The sequence below is a fragment of the Pseudomonas sp. St386 genome (genome assembly GCF_018325865.1).
Classification (GTDB): domain Bacteria; phylum Pseudomonadota; class Gammaproteobacteria; order Pseudomonadales; family Pseudomonadaceae; genus Aquipseudomonas; species Aquipseudomonas brassicacearum.
This window is the reverse complement of record NZ_AP021900.1, coordinates 1,859,323-1,880,496: the sequence shown is the minus strand read 5'-3', so window position 1 is coordinate 1,880,496 and position 21,174 is coordinate 1,859,323. Positions and strand designations below refer to the sequence as shown.

Genomic DNA, 21,174 nt, shown 5'->3' with positions numbered 1-21,174 from the left:
TGCGCCGTTTATCAGTCCGGCTTGCCGTCAACAACCCCGGCGGTGTTATCCAGCAGGCTCTTGGTCGCGGTTTGCAGGAAGGATTCGAGCTTGAGCTTCATCTCGGCAGCGTCGGGTGCATCCTGGATGATTTGCGCATGCGGATTGGCGCCCAGCTCATAGCGATACATCTTCGGCGCCATTTCCTTTTCCTTGGGAAGCATCAGGACGGTGTCACCCCGGATGATCGCGGTGGTCTGATCACTGCCCGACGGCTTGATCACACCAAAACCGGGATCGCCTTGCGGCAGGTTCAACAGGTCACGGCCCCAGCACTGGTTCCGTACTTGCCCACCGATCCGGCCCATGATGGTCGGCACGATGTCGACCTGGGTACCCACGGTGTGGTTACGCTGGCCGAATTTTTCCTGGACGCCCGGACCGATCAACAGCATCGGTACGTTGAAACGGCCCAGGTCCATCTCGGTGATCTGGCGTTCGTTGCCAAAGCCATGGTCGCCGACCACGACGAACAGGGTTTCCTTGAAGTAAGGCTCCTTGCGGGCCTTCTCGAAGAACTGGCCCAGCGCCCAGTCGGAGTAACGCATGGCAGTCAGGTGTTCGTTCAGGCTGCCACGGTCGGTGACCCGCTCGACCGGCAACGGCGTCGGCAGCGCATAAGGGGTGTGGTTGGACAAGGTTTGCAGCAAGGCATAGAACGGCTTGCCGTTTTCCCGCGCCTTGAGCTCGATCAGGCCACGCTCGAACATATCCTGGTCGGACACGCCCCAGGTCGGATCGGAGAACACCGGGTTCACGAAGTCGTTACGCCCGATGAATGTAGTCATGCCCTGGCTGCTGAAGAAACCCGACTGGTTGTCCCAGGCAAAATCGCCGTTGTAGACATACACGTCGTCGTAGTCACGGGCGCTGAGCAGTTGCGGCAGGCCCGACAGCTTGTGGCTGCCCTCCGGCGTCTGCATCAGGTACTCAAAACCGGGCAGGTTCGGGAAGCACGCCATGGTGGCGAACATGCCTTGGTGGGTGTGGGTACCGTTGGAGAAGAAACGGTCGAACAACAGGCCTTCCTTGGACAGTTTGTCCAGGTAAGGCGTGATGTTGCCCGGCGCGCCCAGGGCGCCAACCGAGTGACCGGCCATGCTTTCCATGAGGATCACGACCACGTTCTTGATCGGCAGGGTCTTGTCGGCCGGCGGCGTGTAGTCGCGGCGCACGGCGGCGGTCGCGGTGTCCACCAGTTTATCGTCAGGCATCACCAGCATGTCGCGCACAGTCTGCTGTGCCAACGGTTGCTCGAGGGTGGCTTTCCAGATGTTGTCGCGGTCTTCGGACATCCGGCTTTTCGCCGCGGCCACCAGCGACAAGGTACCGTTGAGGCCCAACTGGTTGGCGAAGTTCGAATCGGTGGTGTAGACGTCGCCCCAGCGCAGGGGCGGCCCTTGGCGCAAGGTGCCACGCGCGGCGGTCACAGCGACCAGCAGGCAAACGATGAACACCACGACACGCCCATACCACGGAGCGATCTGCCGGGTGCCAATGGTGCCGCCACTGAACGGCCCACGGGGACGCGTGGCGCGGTCGGCGCCTTTGAACGCCAGGCTGAGGATGATGGTGCCGCCGGCCCACGCCAGCAGGTAGCGCACCACCGGAAAACCGTACCAGAGCATGCTCATCACGGTTTTCGGGTCTTCCTTTACGTACTGGAAGACCAGGCCGTTGAGGCGCTGGTGGAATTCACGGTAGAAATCCATCTCCATCAAGCCCAGGAACAGCGCGATGCTGGAAGTGACGGTCAGCCACAAACGAAAGAACCCACGGGCGGCCATGGCCCTGGCGCTGAACAACGCCAGCAACAACGGGATGCAGAGATAGACCACCAGGCGCAAGTCGAAACGCAGGCCATTGACGAAGGCTTCAACGAAGGTCGAGGCCGGGGTGTCGAGGATCATCTCGCGGTTATAGACCAGCAGCGCCACGCGCAGCAGGCTGAACATGACCATCATCACCAGGGCACAGAGCAACGTGTAGGCCAGGTGTGATTTGACGGTCGGTTGCAGCAGGCGATGCGTAGTACGCTGCTGACTCAGGGCGTCCGGGATTGCCATGTCGTTTAAGGACCCTATCGGAATTGGAGTGACAAAAAGAAACAACGGCGCGCCCTCTGTTGACCAAAGTCTGGCCTCGGGGCTTGCGCGAGTGCGCAAATGTTGCACGAACGGCTATGGCATTGCCATTAAATAACCGGCGGCGATATGAGCGCGGGGGATTGTCCGCAAGATTTTGTGAAAATTTCGTTCAAAGAATATTCAGAAACACAAAAAGCCCAGCCTGGCGATGCGGCTCAACCGAACGCTATGGTAGCAAGGGGATTTATCTGTGGGAGCAAAGCTTGCTCCCACAGATGCCCCCTTTCCTCCGGGGTTCCCGTTGCTTAATGGAATTGCCGCCCCAAGCCCGCTGGCACGCCTTCGATGCTGGTGTCTTCCCATGGACCATTCGGGCTGACGGAACGGCTCCAACCGTTGTTCCAGCGGTAATAGGTTCGCTGGCGATAGAACGTGTTCGTCTGGTTGTCCAGCACATAGACCCCAAGCTTGGCGTCCCAATGGCTGTTGCCACCTGGCGGTGGGGCGAAGCTGGCGGAGGTGCGCGGCAGCGGTTTGGCCGGCTTGTTCGGGATGACAGGTTTGCCCGGCGCTGTGGACGGGACCGGTTTGCTGGTCGGGGTCGACGGCGGGATCGGAGGCAGCGGTGCCGAGGGCTCCGACGGACGCTGGACCGCACAAGCGCTCAGGCCCATGACGAGCGTGAGCAGGGTGATACGAGCGATGGCGGTCATGGTGCGAATTCCTGTTATTTGTCCGGACTGTCGATGGTCAATTGTTGCTGCGCCGTGGTGCTGCTCGCCAGGGGCTGGCTGCGGCCGATCCACTCACCCGCGGTCGGCTGGCCGGCCCGGGAGATGCGCGCCACCAGTTGGACTTCGGGGAAGTTCGACAGTTTCAACTGCGGCATCATTGCGTCCGCGTCACCCAGCTCTACCGTGACCGGCAGATCGGCGACCGTCAGGCGCTTGGCGGCAAGTGGCGCAGGCGGGCCGGAAACGGCGCGGGCGAAGATGAACACGCTGTCGCCCGGCTGCACCTTGGCCTTGAGTGCCGGCGCCAGGTCGACGCGCACCTTGAGCAGTGCCGCAGCCTTGGCCACCGGCGCCTGGGCGACCTTGCCGCCACTGGCTTGCAGCTTCTCGGTGGCACGGGTAATGCCGCCCTGCAGCGCTTCACGGGACTTGTCGCCCTCGGGCAGTTCCACCAGCAGGCGTCCCCAGTAATCGATCGCGTCCTGATAGCGCTCACCCTCAAAAGCGGCGATACCCAGCAGGCCGAGGCTGGTGACTTCCTTCGGATCGAGCTTCAGCGCTTCGTCGGTCAGCGCCTGGAGCTTGTCCGACCATTTCTTGCCATCGGCAAAATACTGCGCCTGGGCCCATTGGCCCAGCAGTTCGGGTTGGCGACCAGCCACCGCCACGGTGCGCTCGAAGATCTTTGCCGCGTCTGCGGGCCGATCCTGCGCCATGTAGGTACGCCCGAGGAAATACAGGCCCTCGGCGTTATCCGGTTGCGCCGCCACCGCACGTTCCAGGCGCAGGGTCATCTCTTCCATCGACTGCGGCGCCTGGGCGAATTCACGGGTCAGCTCGACCTTGTCGCTGGCACCGAAATGCAGGTACAGCGCCAGGCCCAACACCGGCACCAGCACAGCGGCGAGCAATGGCAACGGCTTGCCCAACCGGGATTCGCGTGGTGCATCGGCGCCCTCGGTGTCGGCGAGCAGTTCACGGGCAGCTTCGGCGCGACCGGTGTCCAGTTGCGCGGCGTTGAGCACGCCCTCCTCCCGCTCGACTTGCAGTTCGGCAACGCGTTCCTGGTACAGCGCCACGTTGAGCGCGGTACGGTCCTCCTCGCGTTGAGCGCGACGACCACGCAGGACAGGGATCAACAGAAAACTCAGGGCAACCAGAAGAAGCAGACCTGCGGCGAGCCAGAAATCAATCATGCTTGGTTTTATCCAACAGTTGGTCGAGGCGCTGGCGCTCTTCGACAGAAAGCGTGTCCGGGGCGGCCGTGCGCTGGACCCGGCGGCGGCGCACGATCACTGCAATGACGACGAAACCACCGAACAACAGCCCGGCGGGGCCGAACCACAGCAGCGCCGTCTTGGAGGACAGGGCGGGGTTGTAGCGCACGAACTCACCGTAGCGATCGACCATGAAATCGATGATCTGCTGGTTGTCCTTGCCCTCGCCGAGCATGCGGAAGATCTCCTTGCGCAAGTCGGCGGCAATCGGTGCGTTGGAGTCGGCGATGTCCTGGTTCTGGCACTTGGGGCAGCGCAGTTCCTTGGTCAGTTCACGAAACCGCTCGCGCTCGCCGTCGTTGGCGAATTCGTAGGTATCAATGGCGGCGTGGGCCACGCCGGCAAGGCTCAGGCCGAGGATGGCGGCGGCTAACCAGCGCTTCATGGCTTGGCCTCGTCCACCAGTGCCTGATACTTGGCGGCCAGTTTCTCGCGCCAGACCTGTTCGTCGATCACGCCGACGAACTTGTCGCGGATAACGCCCTTGGCGTCGATGAAGAACGTTTCCGGCGCACCGTAGACACCCAGGTTCAGGCCCAGGGAACCGTCTTCATCGCGAATGTCCAGTTGATACGGATTGTGGAACTCGGCCAGCCACTTCAAGGCGTCGACGTTGACGTCCTTGTAATTGACGCCGTAGATCACCACGCCGTTCTGGGCCAGTTTGTTCAACACCGGGTGCTCGACCCGGCAGGAGATGCACCAGGTGCCCCACACGTTGACCAGCGCCGGCTTGCCCAGCAGGTCGGCGCGGGTCAAGGTTTTATCACCCTGCACCGAAGGCAGGGAGAAATCCGGAAACGGCTTGCCGATCATCGCCGAGGGCAACTCGGTCGGATTCAGGTACAGCCCGCGGTACAAAAACACCGCCATCAACAGGAACAGCGCCAGCGGCACCAACATCAACCAACGTTTCATGCAGTGGCTCCCGTCGCGCCCAGGGCTTCACGCACCCGGGTTTTCACCTTGACTCGATAACGCCGATCCAGCGCCGCCAGCACCCCACCCAGGCCGGTGAGCAAGCCACCGAACCAGATCCAGCGCACGAATGGCTTGACGTGGACCCGCACCGCCCACGCGCCGTCGCCCAGGGACTCGCCCAGCGCCACGTAGAGATCGCGGGTGAAACCGGCATCGATGCCGGCTTCGGTCATCACCGAGTTCTGCACGGTGTAGAGACGTTTTTCCGGGTGCAGCACGGTGATTTCCTGGCCGTTGCGAAGGACTCGCACAGTGCCTTTGTCGGATGTGAAGTTCGGGCCCTCGAAATGTTTGGCGCCCTCGAAAACGAACTGATAGCCGGCCAGGTCCATGGACTCACCCGGCGCCAGGCGCAGGTCGCGCTCGGCGCTGTTCTGGCTGGACAGCACCACGCCCAGAGCGCAGACGGCGATGCCCAGGTGTGCGACCTGCATGCCCCAGTAACTGCGGGTCAGGGTCGGCAGCCCCTTGATCAGGCCTTTGTGCCGGGTCTTGTCGAAGATGTCCCGTACACCCGCCAGCAATACCCAGGCTGCCAGCACGAACGTCGCCAGTACCGCCCAGTTGAAATCGCCATACGCCACGCCGGCCACCACGGCCAGCGCGGCGGTGCCCAGCAGCACCGGGGTCAACATGCCCAGCAGCCACTTGACCGGGGTATCTTTCCAACGCACCAGCATACCGATGGCCATTACTACCATCAGGATAGCCATCAGCGGGATGAACAGCGCATTGAAGTACGGCGGGCCCACCGACAGCTTGGCACCGGACAACGCATCGAGCACCAGCGGGTACAACGTCCCCAGCAGGATCATCGACGCGGCCACCACCAGCACCAGGTTATTGCCCAGCAACAGGGTTTCCCGCGACCAGAGGTTGAAGCCAACCTGGCTCTTGACCACCGGCGCACGCAGGGCGAACAGCGTCAGCGAACCGCCGACCACAAATAGCAGGAACATCAGGATGAACACGCCACGCTCAGGGTCCGAGGCGAAGGCATGCACCGACGTCAGCACGCCCGAGCGCACCAGGAACGTCCCCAGCAGGCTCAGCGAGAACGCCGCGATGGCCAGCAGCACGGTCCAGCTCTTGAACACACCACGTTTTTCCGTGACCGCCAGGGAATGGATCAGCGCCGTGCCCACCAACCAGGGCATGAACGAGGCGTTTTCCACCGGGTCCCAGAACCACCAGCCGCCCCAGCCGAGTTCGTAGTAGGCCCACCATGAACCGAGGGTGATACCGATGCCGAGGAAGGCCCAGGCGACGATGGTCCACGGACGCGACCAGCGTGCCCACGCCGCATCGAGACGACCACCGAGCAACGCGGCGATGGCGAAGGCGAAGGCCACGGAGAAGCCGACGTAGCCCATGTAGAGCATGGGCGGATGAACGATCAGGCCGATGTCTTGCAGCAATGGGTTGAGGTCGCGGCCATCCGTCGGCATCTGCGGCAGGATGCGCTCGAACGGGTTGGAGGTGACGATCAAAAACAGCAGGAAACCGGTGCTGATCATGCCCATCACCGCGAGCACCCGGGCCAGCATCACCTGGGGCAACTGCCGGGAGAACACCGAGACGGCGAAGGTCCAGCCGGCCAGGATCAACGCCCAAAGCAGCAGCGAGCCTTCGTGGGCGCCCCACACGGCGCTGAACTTGTAGTACCAGGGCAAGGCGCTATTGGAGTTGCTGGCGACGTATTCCACGGAAAAATCGTCGGCCATGAACGCATAGGTCAGGCAACCGAAGGCGAACAGCATGAAGGCGAACTGCCCCCACGCCGCCGGCTGGGCCAGGCTCATCCACAAGCGGTCGCCGCGCCAGGCACCGAGCAAGGGCACCACGGCCTGTACCAGGGAGAAACACAGGGCAAGGATCATCGCCAGGTGGCCCAACTCGGGAATAAAGATGCCAGCAGTCATTGATCAGCCCTCCTTCACGGGAGCGGGCGCCGACTGACCGCTGTCTTTCAGCGCCTTGGTCACTTCCGGCGGCATGTATTTTTCGTCGTGCTTGGCCAGCACTTCGTCGGCCACCACTACGCCGTCGGCGTTGAGCTTGCCCAGGGCGACGATGCCCTGCCCTTCGCGGAACAGGTCCGGGAGGATGCCGCGATAGGTGATGGTCACGGTCTTGTTGAAGTCGGTGACATTGAATTTCACGTCCAGGGAATCCCCGGAGCGCTCCAGCGAGCCTTTTTCCACCATGCCGCCAGCGCGGATGCGGGTGTCCTTGGGCGCTTCGCCGTTGGCGATCTGGGTCGGGGTGTAGAACAGGTTGATGTTTTGCTGCAGGGCGCTCAGGGCCAGGGCGACCGCGGCACCGACACCCACCAGGATCGCAAGAATGATGACAAGACGTTTTTTGCGCAGCGGATTCACTGACCGTTCTCCCGGCGCAGACGACGCGCCTCTTGTTGCAGATACCGCTTGCGGGCCAGGATTGGCACCGCCACGTTGAGGGCCAGCACCACCAGGCAGATGCCATAGGCTGACCAGACATACAGGCCATGATGGCCCATGGCGAGGAAATCGCCGAATGAAGCGAAACTCATCGAGCGGCCTCCAGGCTGTTCTGTACTTCGGCCTTCACCCAACTGGCCCGGGACTCGCGCTTGAGCACTTCCAGGCGCATGCGCAGCAGCAGCACCGCGCCGAAGAAACAGTAGAAACCCAACACGGTCAGCAACAGCGGCAGCCACATTTCGACGGGCATTGCCGGTTTTTCGGTAAGCGTGAAAGTCGCCCCCTGGTGCAGGGTGTTCCACCACTCCACCGAGTACTTGATGATCGGGATGTTGATCACACCGACAATCGCCAGTACCGCGCAGGCCTTGGCGGCACTGTCACGATTGCTGATGGCGTTGCCCAGCGCAATAAGACCGAAGTACAGGAACAGCAGGATCAGCATCGACGTCAGTCGCGCATCCCAGACCCACCACGAACCCCAGGTCGGCTTGCCCCAGATGGCCCCGGTGACCAGCGCCACGGCAGTCATCCAGGCACCGATGGGCGCAGCGCATTGCAGGGCCACGTCGGCCAGCTTCATCTTCCACACCAGCCCTACCACACCGCACACCGCCAGCATCACGTAGACGGACTGGGCCAGCATCGCCGTGGGTACGTGGATGTAGATGATGCGGAAGCTGTTGCCCTGCTGGTAGTCCGGCGGTGCGAAGGCCAGGCCCCAGACTACGCCAGAACCAATCAACAACAGTGCAGCGATGCTCAACCATGGGAGCAGTTTGCCGCTGATGCCGTAGAACCACTTGGGTGAGCCGAGCTTGTGAAACCAGGTCCAGTTCATTGCTGTTTCCATCACGGTTGCGGCTCGCCGTCACGAACCGCCGGGGCAGCCTTTACTTCCAAAGAAGTGGTCAATTTTTGACCAGGCCTCGTTATTATTCGCCGACGCTGATCTTCAGGCCAGCGGCTATTGCAAAGGGTGTCAGGGTTATCGCCAGGGCGGTCAGGCTACCAAGCCACAGCAGATAACCGGTCGCGGGCATTCCTTGCAACGCCGCTTGCAAGGCACCACTGCCCAGGATCAGGACCGGGATATACAACGGCAGGATCAGCAGCGCCAGCAACAGGCCGCCGCGCTTCAACCCCACCGTCAACGCCGCGCCCACCGCACCGAGCAGGCTCAGCACCGGCGTGCCCAGCAGCAGCGACACCAGCAGCACCGGCATGCACGCGCCGGGCAGCCCCAGCATCATTGCCAGCAGTGGCGAGAGCAATACCAGTGCCAGCCCGGAAAAAACCCAGTGTGCCAGTACCTTGGCTAAAACCAGAAGGGCCAGGGGGTGCGACGAAAGGACCCACTGTTCCAGTGAACCGTCTTCGAAATCACTGCGGAAAAGCCCGTCCAGCGAGAGCAGGACCGATAAAAGCGCGGCGACCCAGACCAGTCCCGGAGACAAGGTTTGCAACAATTGAGTCTCCGGCCCGACCGCCAACGGGAACAACGCAATCACTATCGCGAAGAACACCAGCGGATTGGCCAATTCGGCCGGACGACGGAACAGCAGGCGCGCCTCGCGGGCAAGCAACAGGCCAAACACACTCATACGGCCCAGTTCCCCAGATCAATGTTGCGATAACCGGCCGGCATCCGCGCCAGCGTGTGGTGAGTGGTCAAGAGCACCATGCCACCGTTTTCACAGTGCTGGGCCAAGTGTTCCTCGAGCTGCGCGACACCCTGCTTGTCCAGGGCGGTGAACGGCTCGTCGAGAATCCACAGCGGCGGGCTGTCCAGATACAGCCGGGCCAGGGCCACGCGGCGTTGCTGGCCGGCGGACAAGGTGTGGCTCGGCACGTCTTCGAAGCCGCGCAGCCCTACCGCCGCCAACGCCTGCCAGATCGCTTCGCGGCCGGCCGGCGTATGCAATGCGCAGAGCCAACTGAGGTTCTCTTCGGGGGTCAGCAAATCCTTGATACCGGCGGCATGGCCGATCCAGAGCAGGTTGCGGGCCAGTTCGCTACGCTGGCTGTGCAAGGGCTGGCCATTGAGCAACACTTGGCCTGCGGTGGGTTGCATCAACCCGGCCAGCAGGCGCAGCAAGCTGGTCTTGCCGCTGCCGTTGGGACCACTGATTTGCACCATGTCGCCACGCGAGAGTCTCAATTCGAGATTTTCGAAAAGCAGTCGCAAGTCTCGCTCACAGGCGAGGCCGACGGTTTGCAGGAGAGGACTGGTCAAGGGATCGCGGGCCTTATACGGTTCAAGTCGGCGGTGCAGCGGCCGTTAAAGAGATGCAGCATAGATGCATTGACGAGCTGTTCCACAGAGCTGCGTCAAACAATTGCAAGGTTTTCGCCACTCCCTGAAAGACGGGCGGCATTATACATGCCCTAACCTCCTCTCAAGAGAGCTTATTTCCCCAAGGTAAGACCGCAAATGACAGGCGACATGAACATCCTGCCGCTGCCCCAGGCCACGGCAACCACGCGTATGCCAGCGGTCAATGGCGAGCTGCTCAAACTGCTGGTGCCGACCGAAGGCCTGATCAGCTCGGGCCAGACCGCCCAGGCCGAAGTGCTGTCGCTCAAGCAGGCCGACCAGACTTTCCAGCTGTTGCTCAAGGTCACCCTGGAGAGCGGCCGCCAGACCACCGTGCAGGCCACCAGCACCCAGCCGTTGCCCCAAGGCACCAGCCTGGCCGTGACGCAGCCGTCCGCCAGCAACCTGGCGATTGCCGTGCAACAGGCCGTGGCCTCCAGCGTCGCCACCCTCACCCGAATCGACACGGCGCAGTTGCCGGTCGGCACCCTGCTGCAAGGCAAAGTGCTGACCAGTCAGGCGTTGCCGCAGCTGCCGGGACAACCGGCGGTGTATCGGTCGTTGGTAAGCTTGCTCAATACCGCCCAGGCGGGTAGCACCCTGGACATCGACAGCCCGCAGCCGCTGCGCATCGGCACGCTGTTGAGTGCCCAGGTGCAAGATACTCAGACGCTGAAGTTCGTTCCGCTGAGCAACCGCCAGGAGCAATTGGCGGTGAGCCAGCAGTTGGTCACGCAAATGAGCCAGCAGGGCTCGCTGGACAGCCTGATCACCGCCCTGCAAAACCTTCCGGCCACCGACGACACCGGTGCCGAGCTGCGCGCCGCGGTGACACGCCTGTTGGCCAGCCTGCCGGATGTCCAGCAACTGAGTACGCCCAAGGGGCTGGCCCAGGCCATGGTCGCCAGCGGTGTGTTCCTGGAAAGCAAGTTGCTCGCCGGGCAGCCGCCGAGCCTGGCGCCGGACATGAAAGGCGACCTGCTGAAACTGATCGCCCAACTGACACCGGCCCTACCCACCTCCACCAACCTCAGCGCCATCATTGCCGCCAATACGTTGGCCCAAGTCCTGCCTAGCTTCGTACGCAGCGCCCTGGGGATGCTCGGCCAGGTCAGCGCCAAGCCACAACCCACCAGCTTCCCCCTGCCCTCGCGCCAGATGAAAGGCCAGGACGAAGAAGGCGACCTCGAACACCTGCTGCGCCTGGCCGCTGCCGCCGTGTCACGCCTGCAAAGCCATCAGTTGTCGAGCCTGGAACAGACCGGCCTGACCGACGACGGTCGGCTGATGAGCACCTGGCAATTGGAGATCCCGATGCGCAACTTGCAGGACATCGTGCCGTTGCAGGTCAAGTTCCAGCGTGAGGAAACCCCGCCCCGGGAGCAACCCAACGAGCGCCGGGAAGAACGCGAGCCAAAACAGCAGCTCTGGCGGGTGGAATTGGCGTTCGACATGGAACCGCTCGGCCCACTGCAGGTTCAGGCGCAGTTGCTCAGCGGCAGCCTGTCCAGCCAGCTGTGGGCAGAACGGCCGTACACCGCAAGCCTGATCGAAAGCAACCTGACAGCCTTGCGTGAACGCCTGGTGACCTGTGGCCTGAACGTCGGCGAGCTGGACTGCCACCTCGGCACCCCGCCCCAAGGCCCCAAGACTCGCCTGGAACAACGCTGGGTGGACGAAACCGCATGACAACCCATACCGAACCCCGCCAGGCCATCGCCCTCAAGTACGACGGCCACCACGCCCCGACCCTCACCGCCAAGGGCGACGAAGCCCTGGCCGAGGAAATCCTGCGCATCGCCCGCGAAAGCGAAGTGCCGATCTATGAAAATGCCGAGCTGGTGAAGCTGTTGGCGCGGATGGAGCTGGGGGACAGCATCCCGGAAGAGCTGTACCGCACGATTGCCGAGATCATTGCGTTTGCCTGGAACCTCAAGGGCAAGTTTCCCCAGGGCTACGACCCGAATGCGCCGAGTGTCGAGAAAGATGTGACCGACCGCGGCGACGACTACTGATCACAGCGGCGGTGCTTGGGCTGGAATGATCAGTGTGTGAGCGACAAAAAAACCTGTGGGAGCGAGCTTGCTCGCGATGGCGGACTCACATTCAACATCTCTGTTGACTGTCACACCGCTATCGCGAGCAAGCTCGCTCCCACAATTGGATCGGGGGGTGAAGGCGATCAGCCGCCCTTATGCAGCTTACTCATCAACTCCGCCTCGGCCTGGGTCAGGCCGCAGGCTTGGGTCAGTTCGTCGACACTGGCGCCCATGCCCACCAGGCGGGCGGCCTGGGCAAAGGACAGGCTGGAGGGGTCGCGCTGTTCCAGCTGGGCGAGTTTATCCGGCAACGGCGCGACCACGGCACGCAGCTCATGGAGCGCTTCGCCCATGCGCACGGTGCCGTTCTGGTAATCGTCGACACGCTTGGCCAGGTCCTTGATGCGCTGATCGCGCAGCGCATCGCCCTGGGCCTGCTGAGCGGCGATCTGCCGCTGGCCACGTATGTACGCCAAGAACATCGCCAGCGTGCCTGCCCAGAAAAGGAACAGGACAATGACTGCTACCTCAAGAATCAAATCAGATACTCTCCAGTTCCGACCACTCTTCTTCGCTCATCATCTTGTCCAGTTCAACCAGAATCAACAACTCGTTGTTCTTGTTGCACACGCCCTGAATGAACTTGGCGGATTCTTCGTTACCCACGTTCGGCGCAGTCTCGATTTCCGACTGGCGCAGGTAAACCACTTCGGCGACGCTGTCGACCATGATGCCAACCACTTGCTTGTCGGCTTCGATGATGACGATCCGGGTGTTGTCGCTGATCTCGGCATTCATCAGGCCGAAGCGCTGGCGGGTATCGATCACCGTGACCACGTTGCCACGCAGGTTGATGATGCCCAGAACGTAGCTCGGTGCACCCGGTACCGGGGCGATCTCGGTATAGCGCAGCACTTCCTGAACGCGCATCACGTTGATGCCGTAGGTTTCGTTATCGAGCTTGAAGGTCACCCATTGCAGAATCGGATCTTCAGAACCCTTTTGAGACGACGCCTTATCATTCATACCCTGACCCCTCGAAAAACCGCCTGTGGCGGCGTGTATTCTGTCCGACGACGCTGGGCGCCGCCGGTTATCTTATTTCGGTTTCTGGACCGGCTTCTTACTGCCACCCAGGTGTTTTGCCCCGCCGCTGGCGATCAGCTCCGCCAGCTCGGAAACGTCCAGCAAGGCGCACATATGCTCGATCACCGTACCGGCCAGCCATGGCCGTTGCCCTCGATGGCTGCGCCACTTGATCTCGTTCGGGTCCAGGCGCAGCGAACGGCTGACCTGATGCACCGCCAAACCCCACTCGTAACCCTGCACTGAAATCACGTACTGCAAGCCTTGGCGAAAATCATCGCGATAACGGTCCGGCATGACCCAGCGTGCCGTATCCAGTACCTTCAGGTTGCCGGCCTGGCTCGGCAGGATTCCGAGGAACCATTCCGGCTGGCCAAACAACGGCGTCAATTCCTGCCCGGCCAGGGAATAAATCGACCCCAGGCATACCAGCGGCACCGCCAGGGTCAACCCGGCCACATCAAACAACAGACACTCGAACGGCTCGGCGGCCCAGGCCGGACGGTCGTCGCCCGGCACCGGTGGCGGCGGATTGCTCGGCGGCAGGTGGATTTCCACCACCGGCGTCACCAGGCCTTGTAGCAGCGGGGCAACGGTCGAGACCGGCGCCAGGATCGGCGCAGGCGCGTCCATGACCGCCACCTGGGGCTTGATAAACGGTGCCTCGACCGCTGCAGCTATCACTGATTTCTGTGCGTCACGGGCCTGCTCTTCGAGCACGGCCGCCTGAAACTCATCCAGCACACCCTTGGCTTCGACGTTCTCGGGCAACGCCTCGATCACGCTTGGCTGTGGTGGCAATTCTTCGGTCGCTTCCTGCAGCAGCCCATCCAGATAGGACTGCAGGGCCATTTGCGGACGCGAGGTTGTCTTTATCGGGCGGCTCATAGGAACAGTGCGCCACTTGAAGAGGTTATCGGCATGAATGCGGCAGGACTTGAGCGTTCGCAGGCGAACACAATGCCAGTGGAAAGCCTCGTCACCTTAAGCCACCTGCTGCGGAACAAGCTGTTGGGTCAACAGGTGCTTGAGCAGCGCCCGATAGGCCAGCACTCCGCGGCTCTTGCCATCGAATTGCGACGGGGTCACACCGGCACGGCTGGCGTCCCGCAAGCGGGTATCAACGGGGATATAGCCTTGCCAGATGTCTTCCGGGTACTTGTCCCGCAACACCCGCAAGGTGCCCAGGGAGGCCTGGGTACGACGATCGAACAGGGTTGGCACGATGTTGAAGGCCAGCGTCTGCTTGCGCGAGCGGTTGACCATCGCCAGTGTATTGACCATGCGCTCCAGGCCCTTGACCGCCAGGTGCTCGGTCTGCACCGGAATGACCAATTGTTGGCTGGCCGCCAAGGCATTGACCATCAGCAAACCCAGCAACGGCGGGCTGTCGATGATCGCGTAATCGAAATCCTGCCACAGCTGCGCCAGACTCTTGGCGATCACCAGGCCCAACCCGCCCTGCCCCGGCGACTGTCGCTCCAGGGTGGCCAGGGCGGTGCTCGATGGCAGCAGGGAAATCCGCTCGTCGCTGGTGGACAACAGCAACTGCCCCGGCAGGCCCTCGGGCACAACGCCCTTGTGCAGGAACAGGTCGTAGTTGCTGTGCTCCAGGCTGTCGGGATCGTAGCCGAAATAGCTGGTCATCGAGCCATGGGGGTCCAGGTCGACAATGACCACGCGCTTGCCCGCCTCGGCCAGCAACCCGGCTAAAGCGATGGAAGATGTGGTCTTGCCCACACCACCTTTTTGATTGGCGACTGCCCAGACTCTCATTTGGATCGTTCCTCCCGGCCGAAACAGGCTCGACCGAGAAATAGCTCGGTTATAAAGCGGGTGACGGAGAATTGACGGCACTCTGTCTTCCCGGCGACTTGACCGGAGCCGGTGCAGTTTGTGTGCCAGCCCGCTTCAATGCCGCATCCGGAGTTGCTTTGGCCGTACCGGTACCGGTCAGGCTGCGACGCACATCGAGGTTGCGCGACACCACCAGCACCACCCGCCGGTTGCGCGCACGCCCCTCGGCCGTGGCGTTGTTGGCGACCGGCTGAAACTCGCCGTAGCCCACCGAGGCCAGGCGGCCGGGGTTCACGCCCTGCATCGCCAGCATGCGCACGATGCTCGCCGAACGGGCCGAGGACAGCTCCCAGTTGGTCGGGTATTGCGAAGTACGGATCGGTTGGTCGTCCGTGAAGCCTTCGACATGGATCGGGTTGTCGAAGGGCTTGAGGATCGCCGCGACCTTATCGATGATGTTGAACGCCATGTCGCTGGGCATGGCGTCGCCGCTGCCGAACAACAAGCTGGAATTGAGCTCGATCTCGACCCACAACTCGTTGCCACGCACGGTCATCTGGTTGGAGCTGATCAGGTCACCGAACGCCGCGCTGATATCGTCGGCGATGCTTTTCAACGGATCGCTACCGCCGGCGATACCGGCATCGACCTGTTCGCTGTCCTTGACCAAGGGCTTGGCCGGCGTGGTGGTCTTGGGGCGCTCATCGCCGATGGGAATCGGTTTGAGCGCGCGGTCGGAATCCGTGAAGACGCCGATCAACGCCTCGGAAATGACTTTGTACTTGCCTTCATTGACCGACGAGATCGAATACATGACCACGAAAAAGGCGAACAGCAGGGTGATGAAGTCGGCGTAGGAAACGAGCCAGCGTTCATGGTTGACGTGTTCTTCGGTGTGCCTGCGACGTGCCATATTCCTTGTCTCCCATCAGTCCATGAAGCCCTGGAGCTTCAACTCAATGGAGCGCGGGTTTTCACCTTCGGCGATCGACAGGATCCCTTCCAGCAGCATTTCGCGATAGCGCGACTGGCGCAACGCGATGGACTTGAGCTTGGCCGCGATCGGCAGCAGCACCAGGTTGGCACTCGCCACGCCATAGATCGTGGCGACGAACGCCACGGCGATGCCGCTACCCAATTGCGACGGATCGGCCAGGTTGCCCATCACATGGATCAGGCCCATCACCGCACCGATGATGCCGATGGTCGGCGCGTAGCCGCCCATGCTTTCGAACACCTTGGCCGCTTCGATATCGCGGCTTTCCTGGGTGTAGAAATCCACTTCCAGGATGCTGCGGATGGCTTCCGGCTCGGCGCCGTCCACCAGCAATTGCAGGCCTTTGCGTGAGTAGCTGTCGGGCTCGGCATCGGCCACCCCTTCCAGCCCCAGCAGGCCCTCCTTGCGAGCGGTCAGACTCCAGTTCACCACACGATCGATACCACCGGCCAGGTCGACACGGGGCGGGAACAGAATCCAGATCAGCACTTGCATGGCGCGCTTGAAAGCGCTCATGGGCGACTGCAACAGCGCCGCGCCAATGGTGCCACCGAGCACGATCAACGCCGCCGGGCCGTTGGCCAGCGCGCCCAGATGACCGCCTTCCAGATAATTGCCGCCAATGATGGCGACGAACGCCATGATGATGCCGATCAGGCTGAGTACATCCATTACAGGCAGGCCTCGACCAGGTGTCTACCGATGTCGTCCAATCCGTACACTGCGTCGGCGAGATCGGCTTTTACGATGGCCATTGGCATGCCGTAGATCACGCAGCTGGCTTCGTCCTGGGCCCAGATCGCACTGCCGCCCTGCTTGAGCAGGCGCGCGCCTTCGCGACCGTCGGCGCCCATGCCGGTGAGCACCACCGCCAGAACTTTGTCACCGTAGGACTTGGCCGCGGAACCGAAGGTAATGTCCACGCAAGGCTTGTAGTTCAGACGCTCGTCGCCCGGCAGGATTTTCACCGCGCCGCGGCCATCGATCATCATCTGCTTGCCACCTGGCGCCAACAACGCCAGGCCTGGACGCAGGATGTCGCCATCCTCGGCTTCCTTGACGCTGATGTTGCACAGCTTGTCCAGGCGCTCCGCGAAAGCCTTGGTGAACGCCGCCGGCATGTGCTGGATCAGCACGATGGGGGCCGGGAAGTTGGCCGGCAACTGGGTCAGGACCCGTTGCAGCGCCACCGGGCCACCCGTGGACGTGCCGATAGCGACCAGCTTGTAGGCTTTGCGCTTGGGCGCCGGCGACGACGCACTGGCGGGCACCGGGCGAGCCGGCGCAGGGGCTGGTGCCGATGCACTGCGTACCGGTGCCGGATTGAAGCTGCTCGATGCAGTCGGCGCCGGGCTTGGCGCCGCAACAGGGGCTGGCGCCGGTGCGCTGTAGGCACCGACACGACGATTGCTGCGGGAAATGCTGTGGACCTTTTCGCACAGCAACTGCCGGACTTTGTCGGGGTTGCGCGAAATGTCTTCGAAATTTTTCGGCAGGAAATCCACCGCCCCGGCGTCCAGCGCATCGAGGGTCACTCGGGCGCCTTCATGGGTCAGGGACGAGAACATCAATACCGGGGTCGGGCAGCGCTGCATGATATGCCGCACGGCCGTGATGCCATCCATCATCGGCATCTCGTAGTCCATGGTGATCACGTCCGGCTTGAGTGCCAGGGCCTGATCGATCGCCTCTTTGCCGTTGGTCGCGGTACCGACGACCTGAATACTCGTGTCCGCCGAAAGAATTTCCGAGACGCGGCGGCGGAAAAACCCCGAATCGTCCACCACCAGGACTTTAACTACCATAAACACTCCGTTAGACGAGGCGCGGCCCTGGGCCACGCCCCTCCAGAATCAAATACGCCGGGCGGCGTAACGCTTGAGCATGCTTGGCACATCGAGAATCAACGCGATGCGGCCGTCGCCGGTGATGGTGGCGCCGGACATGCCCGGGGTGCCCTGGAGCATCTTGCCCAACGGCTTGATGACCACTTCTTCCTGGCCCACCAACTGGTCGACGACGAAGCCGATCCGCTGGGTGCCCACCGAAAGGATCACCACATGGCCCTCGCCCTGCTCCACATGAGCGGCGGAGCTGACCAACCAGCGCTTGAGGTAGAACAGTGGCAGTGCCTTGTCCCGTACGATCACCACTTCCTGGCCGTCCACCACGTTGGTGCGCGACAGGTCGAGGTGGAAGATCTCGTTGACGTTGACCAGCGGGAAGGCGAAGGCCTGGTTGCCCAGCATCACCATCAGGGTCGGCATGATCGCCAGGGTCAGCGGGACCTTGATGACGATCTTCGAGCCCTGGCCCTTGGTCGAGTAGATATTGATCGAACCGTTGAGCTGGGAAATCTTGGTTTTCACCACGTCCATGCCCACGCCACGGCCCGACACGTCGGAAATCTCGGTCTTGGTCGAGAAACCCGGGGCGAAGATCAGGTTGTAGCACTCGGTGTCGCTCAGGCGGTCGGCGGCATCCTTGTCCATCACACCGCGTTTCACCGCGATGGAACGCAACACGTTCGGATCCATGCCTTTGCCGTCGTCGGAGATCGACAGCAGGATGTGGTCGCCTTCCTGCTCGGCGGCCAGGATCACCTTGCCGCTGCGGACCTTGCCCGAGGCTTCGCGCTCTTCCGGCGACTCGATGCCGTGGTCGACCGCGTTGCGCACCAAGTGGACCAGCGGGTCGGCCAGGGCCTCGACAAGGTTCTTGTCGAGGTCGGTCTCTTCACCCACCAGTTCCAGGTTGATTTCTTTCTTGAGCTGGCGAGCCAGGTCGCGAACCAGGCGCGGGAAGCGCCCGAAGACTTTCTTGATCGGCTGCATCCGGGTCTTCATGACCGCGGTCTGCAGGTCCGCCGTGACCACGTCCAGGTTCGACACGGCCTTGGACATGGCTTCGTCCTGGCTATTGAGGCCCAGGCGCACCAGACGGTTACGCACCAGCACCAGTTCGCCGACCATGTTCATGATCTCGTCCAGGCGTGCGGTATCGACCCGAACGGTGGTCTCGGCTTCGCTGGCCGGTTTTTCCGCTGGCGCAGCCGCCGCAGCACGGGCAGGTGCCGGGGCCGCAGTGGCAGCAGGCTTGGCGGGTTCGGCCTTCGGTTCCGGTGCCTTGGCAGCGGGTTTGGGCGCAGCCTTGGCTGCTGGAACAGCAGTGGCGGTAGTGCCGGCAGCAGGAGCAGCCGCGGCCTTCCCGACTTCTGTAAACTTGCCTTTGCCGTGCAGTTCGTCGAGCAGCGATTCGAATTCGTGATCGCTGATCAGGTCGCTGCCAGCCGCGGCGGCAGCCGGCTTGGCTGGCGTCGGCGCGGAAGCGATGGCCGAATCCAGCGCGTCAACGGCAAACGTGCCCTTGCCGTGCAACTGATCGAGCAAGGCTTCGAATTCGTCGTCGGTGATGTCGGAGTTGTCGCCCGCCGCTTTCGGGGCAGCCGGAGTCGCCGCTGGCGTGACCGCATCGGGAGCGAACTGACCTTTGCCATGGAGCTGGTCGAGCAATGACTCGAACTCGTCGTCGGTGATTTCATCACTGGCGTCAGCTGTTGCATTGGCGGGCGGCGCAGCAGGTGCCGCCGGCGCTTCGGCTTGGGCCTTGACGGCGTTCAGCGAATCCAGCAGTTGTTCAAATTCGTTATCGGTGATGTCGCCCGACTCTTCGGCGACCGGCTCTTCAGCCACTGCCTCGGCAACCGGAGCCGCTTCATCAGCCGATTGCGGCTCCGCCAGGCGTGCCAGCGCGGCGAGCAACTCAGGCGTGGCAGCGGTGATCGGCGAGCGCTCACGCACTTCGCTGAACATGCTGTTGACCGCATCCAGCGCTTCAAGCACCACGTCCATCAGTTCCGAATCAACGCGACGCTCACCCTTGCGCAGGATGTCGAACACGTTTTCGGCAATGTGACAGCACTCCACCAGCTCGTTGAGCTGGAGGAAGCCGGCGCCTCCTTTTACAGTGTGGAAACCGCGAAAAATTGCATTGAGCAGATCCGCATCATCTGGTCGGCTTTCCAGCTCGACCAGCTGTTCGGACAGTTGCTCTAGAATCTCGCCGGCCTCAACCAGGAAATCCTGAAGGATCTCTTCATCGGCGCCGAAGCTCATTAATGGCTGCTCCTAAAACAGGGCTAAAACTCAGAATCCAAGGCTGGACAGCAAATCGTCCACATCGTCCTGACCGGACATAACGTCTTCTCTTTTATCGGCATGAATCTGCGGACCTTCACCCTGAGAGAGATGTTTTTGTGGATCTTTTTCAGCAAGCATCGCTTCACGGTCGTGTTCGATGCCTGCAAAGCGGTCTACCTGGCTGGCCATCAACACCAGTTTGAGCAGGTTACTTTCCACTTCGGTGACCAGTTGGGTCACACGCTTGATCACCTGGCCGGTCAGGTCCTGATAGTCCTGAGCCAGCAGAATATCGTTGAGGTTGCTTGCCACCGCGCGGTTCTCGGTGCTGCTGCGCGCCAGGAAACCGTCGACCCGACGGGCCAACTCCCGAAACTCTTCGGCGCCGACTTCGCGCCGCATGAACCGACCCCAGTCGGTGCTCAAGGCCTGGGCTTCTTCGCTCAGGCCGTTGACCAGGGGCGTTGCGCTTTCCACCAGGTCCATGGTGCGGTTGGCCGCGGCCTCGGTCAGCTTGACCACATAACCCAGACGCTCGGTGGCGTCGGTGATCTGCGAGACTTCCTCGGCCTGCGGCATATTCGGGTCGATCTGGAAATTGACAATCGCGCTGTGCAATTCACGCGTGAGCTTGCCCACCTCCTGATACAGACCGCGGTCACGGGTCTGGTTGAGCTCATGGATCATTTGAACCGCATCGCCAAAACGACCTTTTTCAAGGCTGTCGACCAGTTCGCGGGCATGTTTTTTCAGGGTCGATTCGAAATCACCCATTGAAGATTCGTTATCCATAGCTCCCCCGTGGCGCCGTTAACCGATGCGTTCGAAGATTTTTTCAATCTTCTCTTTCAACGCCTGGGCCGTGAAGGGTTTGACCACATAGCCGTTTACACCGGCCTGGGCCGCTTCGATGATCTGCTCGCGCTTGGCTTCGGCAGTGACCATCAGCACCGGAAGATGCTTGAGTTTTTCGTCGGCACGCACCTGGCGCAACAGGTCGATACCGGTCATGCCCGGCATGTTCCAGTCGGTGACCAGAAAATCGAAGTTGCCACTGTGCAACATCGGGAGCGCAGTGGTCCCGTCATCTGCTTCGGCCGTGTTGGTGAACCCAAGGTCACGCAACAGGTTTTTTATGATCCGCCGCATCGTTGAGAAGTCATCAACGATGAGGATTTTCATGTTCTTGTCCAATTCGACCTCCAAGCAGTCTTAA

At 62.0% G+C, this 21,174-nt stretch carries 23 protein-coding genes; 2 read left to right on the top strand and 21 right to left on the bottom strand.

Annotation, left to right across the window (positions count from 1 at the left end):
- Positions 1-11: 11 nt before the first annotated feature.
- From KI235_RS08320 to ccmA, 11 genes are all read right to left on the bottom strand, one after another.
- Positions 12-2,105, bottom strand: coding sequence for an LTA synthase family protein (locus tag KI235_RS08320; protein ID WP_212795637.1), 2,094 nt, complete (start codon positions 2,103-2,105; stop codon positions 12-14).
- Between the two features lie 326 nt (positions 2,106-2,431).
- A complete protein-coding gene (locus KI235_RS08315; RefSeq protein WP_003199169.1) occupies positions 2,432-2,839 on the bottom strand; it encodes a hypothetical protein in 408 nt (135 codons plus the stop codon).
- A gap of 14 nt (positions 2,840-2,853) precedes the next feature.
- Positions 2,854-4,056: a c-type cytochrome biogenesis protein CcmI gene (ccmI, locus tag KI235_RS08310; protein ID WP_013692544.1), complete on the bottom strand. Its 1,203-nt coding sequence runs from the start codon at positions 4,054-4,056 to the stop codon at positions 2,854-2,856.
- Entirely contained in the window at positions 4,049-4,522 is a 474-nt protein-coding gene (locus KI235_RS08305; protein WP_003199166.1) for a cytochrome c-type biogenesis protein, read from the bottom strand. The genes ccmI and KI235_RS08305 overlap by 8 nt, the downstream gene beginning before the upstream one ends.
- On the bottom strand, positions 4,519-5,055 hold the full coding sequence (locus KI235_RS08300) for a DsbE family thiol:disulfide interchange protein (RefSeq protein WP_003199163.1): 537 nt from the start codon (positions 5,053-5,055) through the stop codon (positions 4,519-4,521). The genes KI235_RS08305 and KI235_RS08300 overlap by 4 nt, the downstream gene beginning before the upstream one ends.
- Positions 5,052-7,040 (bottom strand): heme lyase CcmF/NrfE family subunit, encoded by a 1,989-nt coding sequence (locus KI235_RS08295; protein WP_003199162.1) that lies wholly within the window; start codon positions 7,038-7,040, stop codon positions 5,052-5,054. Before KI235_RS08295 ends, KI235_RS08300 begins: the two co-directional genes overlap by 4 nt.
- Positions 7,041-7,043: 3 nt before the next feature.
- Positions 7,044-7,499: a cytochrome c maturation protein CcmE gene (ccmE, locus tag KI235_RS08290; protein ID WP_003199160.1), complete on the bottom strand. Its 456-nt coding sequence runs from the start codon at positions 7,497-7,499 to the stop codon at positions 7,044-7,046.
- Complete coding sequence (ccmD, locus tag KI235_RS08285; RefSeq protein WP_003199159.1) at positions 7,496-7,672, bottom strand: heme exporter protein CcmD; 177 nt, start codon at positions 7,670-7,672, stop codon at positions 7,496-7,498. Before ccmD ends, ccmE begins: the two co-directional genes overlap by 4 nt.
- On the bottom strand, positions 7,669-8,424 hold the full coding sequence (locus tag KI235_RS08280; protein WP_003199153.1) for a heme ABC transporter permease: 756 nt from the start codon (positions 8,422-8,424) through the stop codon (positions 7,669-7,671). The genes ccmD and KI235_RS08280 overlap by 4 nt, the downstream gene beginning before the upstream one ends.
- A 94-nt stretch (positions 8,425-8,518) precedes the next feature.
- Positions 8,519-9,187 carry a heme exporter protein CcmB gene (gene ccmB, locus KI235_RS08275; protein WP_003199151.1) on the bottom strand — a complete coding sequence of 223 codons (669 nt, stop codon included), beginning with the start codon at positions 9,185-9,187 and terminating at the stop codon, positions 8,519-8,521.
- Positions 9,184-9,819, bottom strand: a complete 636-nt coding sequence (ccmA, locus tag KI235_RS08270) for a cytochrome c biogenesis heme-transporting ATPase CcmA (RefSeq protein ID WP_003199149.1) — start codon at positions 9,817-9,819, stop codon at positions 9,184-9,186. The genes ccmB and ccmA overlap by 4 nt, the downstream gene beginning before the upstream one ends.
- A gap of 198 nt (positions 9,820-10,017) precedes the next feature.
- On the opposite strand from ccmA, the gene KI235_RS08265 reads away from it, so the two are divergent.
- Together KI235_RS08265 and KI235_RS08260 are read left to right on the top strand one after the other, a co-directional pair.
- Positions 10,018-11,589, top strand: a complete 1,572-nt coding sequence (locus KI235_RS08265) for a flagellar hook-length control protein FliK (protein WP_003199148.1) — start codon at positions 10,018-10,020, stop codon at positions 11,587-11,589.
- Positions 11,586-11,915 (top strand): EscU/YscU/HrcU family type III secretion system export apparatus switch protein, encoded by a 330-nt coding sequence (locus KI235_RS08260; RefSeq protein WP_003199146.1) that lies wholly within the window; start codon positions 11,586-11,588, stop codon positions 11,913-11,915. The genes KI235_RS08265 and KI235_RS08260 overlap by 4 nt, the downstream gene beginning before the upstream one ends.
- A gap of 167 nt (positions 11,916-12,082) precedes the next feature.
- Here KI235_RS08260 and KI235_RS08255 read toward each other — a convergent pair whose 3' ends face one another.
- The 10 genes from KI235_RS08255 to KI235_RS08210 form a co-directional block, all read right to left on the bottom strand.
- A complete protein-coding gene (locus KI235_RS08255; protein ID WP_003183966.1) occupies positions 12,083-12,478 on the bottom strand; it encodes a DUF2802 domain-containing protein in 396 nt (131 codons plus the stop codon).
- 1 nt (position 12,479) lies between these two features.
- Positions 12,480-12,965: a chemotaxis protein CheW gene (locus KI235_RS08250; protein ID WP_003199144.1), complete on the bottom strand. Its 486-nt coding sequence runs from the start codon at positions 12,963-12,965 to the stop codon at positions 12,480-12,482.
- 72 nt (positions 12,966-13,037) lie between these two features.
- Entirely contained in the window at positions 13,038-13,913 is an 876-nt protein-coding gene (locus KI235_RS08245) for a CheW domain-containing protein (protein ID WP_003199142.1), read from the bottom strand.
- Positions 13,914-14,009: 96 nt separating this feature from the next.
- On the bottom strand, positions 14,010-14,801 hold the full coding sequence (locus tag KI235_RS08240) for a ParA family protein (protein ID WP_003199140.1): 792 nt from the start codon (positions 14,799-14,801) through the stop codon (positions 14,010-14,012).
- A gap of 49 nt (positions 14,802-14,850) precedes the next feature.
- Positions 14,851-15,735: a flagellar motor protein MotD gene (motD, locus tag KI235_RS08235; protein WP_003199137.1), complete on the bottom strand. Its 885-nt coding sequence runs from the start codon at positions 15,733-15,735 to the stop codon at positions 14,851-14,853.
- A 15-nt stretch (positions 15,736-15,750) separates the two neighbouring features.
- Positions 15,751-16,491, bottom strand: coding sequence for a flagellar motor protein (locus tag KI235_RS08230; RefSeq protein ID WP_003199135.1), 741 nt, complete (start codon positions 16,489-16,491; stop codon positions 15,751-15,753).
- A complete protein-coding gene (locus tag KI235_RS08225) occupies positions 16,491-17,624 on the bottom strand; it encodes a chemotaxis response regulator protein-glutamate methylesterase (RefSeq protein ID WP_013692540.1) in 1,134 nt (377 codons plus the stop codon). Before KI235_RS08225 ends, KI235_RS08230 begins: the two co-directional genes overlap by 1 nt.
- Before the next feature lie 48 nt (positions 17,625-17,672).
- Positions 17,673-19,934 (bottom strand): chemotaxis protein CheA, encoded by a 2,262-nt coding sequence (locus tag KI235_RS08220; RefSeq protein WP_003199130.1) that lies wholly within the window; start codon positions 19,932-19,934, stop codon positions 17,673-17,675.
- 30 nt (positions 19,935-19,964) lie between these two features.
- Positions 19,965-20,750, bottom strand: coding sequence for a protein phosphatase CheZ (locus KI235_RS08215; protein WP_003199127.1), 786 nt, complete (start codon positions 20,748-20,750; stop codon positions 19,965-19,967).
- 18 nt (positions 20,751-20,768) lie between these two features.
- The gene (locus KI235_RS08210; protein WP_003199125.1) at positions 20,769-21,140 is read right to left on the bottom strand and encodes a chemotaxis response regulator CheY; all 372 of its coding nucleotides are present in this window, start codon (positions 21,138-21,140) and stop codon (positions 20,769-20,771) included.
- Positions 21,141-21,174: the final 34 nt, after the last annotated feature.

What these genes read in the sequence shown, in the direction of transcription:
- KI235_RS08295 (WP_003199162.1), bottom strand. Translation starts at nt 7,040, where the DNA reads ATGACTGCTGGCATCTTTATTCCCGAGTTGGGCCACCTGGCGATGATC.
- ccmI (WP_013692544.1), bottom strand. Translation starts at nt 4,056, where the DNA reads ATGATTGATTTCTGGCTCGCCGCAGGTCTGCTTCTTCTGGTTGCCCTG.
- KI235_RS08280 (WP_003199153.1), bottom strand. Translation starts at nt 8,424, where the DNA reads ATGAACTGGACCTGGTTTCACAAGCTCGGCTCACCCAAGTGGTTCTAC.
- KI235_RS08260 (WP_003199146.1), top strand. Translation starts at nt 11,586, where the DNA reads ATGACAACCCATACCGAACCCCGCCAGGCCATCGCCCTCAAGTACGAC.
- KI235_RS08225 (WP_013692540.1), bottom strand. Translation starts at nt 17,624, where the DNA reads ATGGTAGTTAAAGTCCTGGTGGTGGACGATTCGGGGTTTTTCCGCCGC.
- KI235_RS08245 (WP_003199142.1), bottom strand. Translation starts at nt 13,913, where the DNA reads ATGAGCCGCCCGATAAAGACAACCTCGCGTCCGCAAATGGCCCTGCAG.
- KI235_RS08240 (WP_003199140.1), bottom strand. Translation starts at nt 14,801, where the DNA reads ATGAGAGTCTGGGCAGTCGCCAATCAAAAAGGTGGTGTGGGCAAGACC.
- KI235_RS08315 (WP_003199169.1), bottom strand. Translation starts at nt 2,839, where the DNA reads ATGACCGCCATCGCTCGTATCACCCTGCTCACGCTCGTCATGGGCCTG.
- KI235_RS08230 (WP_003199135.1), bottom strand. Translation starts at nt 16,491, where the DNA reads ATGGATGTACTCAGCCTGATCGGCATCATCATGGCGTTCGTCGCCATC.
- KI235_RS08210 (WP_003199125.1), bottom strand. Translation starts at nt 21,140, where the DNA reads ATGAAAATCCTCATCGTTGATGACTTCTCAACGATGCGGCGGATCATA.
- motD (WP_003199137.1), bottom strand. Translation starts at nt 15,735, where the DNA reads ATGGCACGTCGCAGGCACACCGAAGAACACGTCAACCATGAACGCTGG.
- KI235_RS08215 (WP_003199127.1), bottom strand. Translation starts at nt 20,750, where the DNA reads ATGGATAACGAATCTTCAATGGGTGATTTCGAATCGACCCTGAAAAAA.
- KI235_RS08320 (WP_212795637.1), bottom strand. Translation starts at nt 2,105, where the DNA reads ATGGCAATCCCGGACGCCCTGAGTCAGCAGCGTACTACGCATCGCCTG.
- ccmD (WP_003199159.1), bottom strand. Translation starts at nt 7,672, where the DNA reads ATGAGTTTCGCTTCATTCGGCGATTTCCTCGCCATGGGCCATCATGGC.
- KI235_RS08305 (WP_003199166.1), bottom strand. Translation starts at nt 4,522, where the DNA reads ATGAAGCGCTGGTTAGCCGCCGCCATCCTCGGCCTGAGCCTTGCCGGC.
- ccmB (WP_003199151.1), bottom strand. Translation starts at nt 9,187, where the DNA reads ATGAGTGTGTTTGGCCTGTTGCTTGCCCGCGAGGCGCGCCTGCTGTTC.
- KI235_RS08220 (WP_003199130.1), bottom strand. Translation starts at nt 19,934, where the DNA reads ATGAGCTTCGGCGCCGATGAAGAGATCCTTCAGGATTTCCTGGTTGAG.
- KI235_RS08250 (WP_003199144.1), bottom strand. Translation starts at nt 12,965, where the DNA reads ATGAATGATAAGGCGTCGTCTCAAAAGGGTTCTGAAGATCCGATTCTG.
- KI235_RS08300 (WP_003199163.1), bottom strand. Translation starts at nt 5,055, where the DNA reads ATGAAACGTTGGTTGATGTTGGTGCCGCTGGCGCTGTTCCTGTTGATG.
- KI235_RS08265 (WP_003199148.1), top strand. Translation starts at nt 10,018, where the DNA reads ATGACAGGCGACATGAACATCCTGCCGCTGCCCCAGGCCACGGCAACC.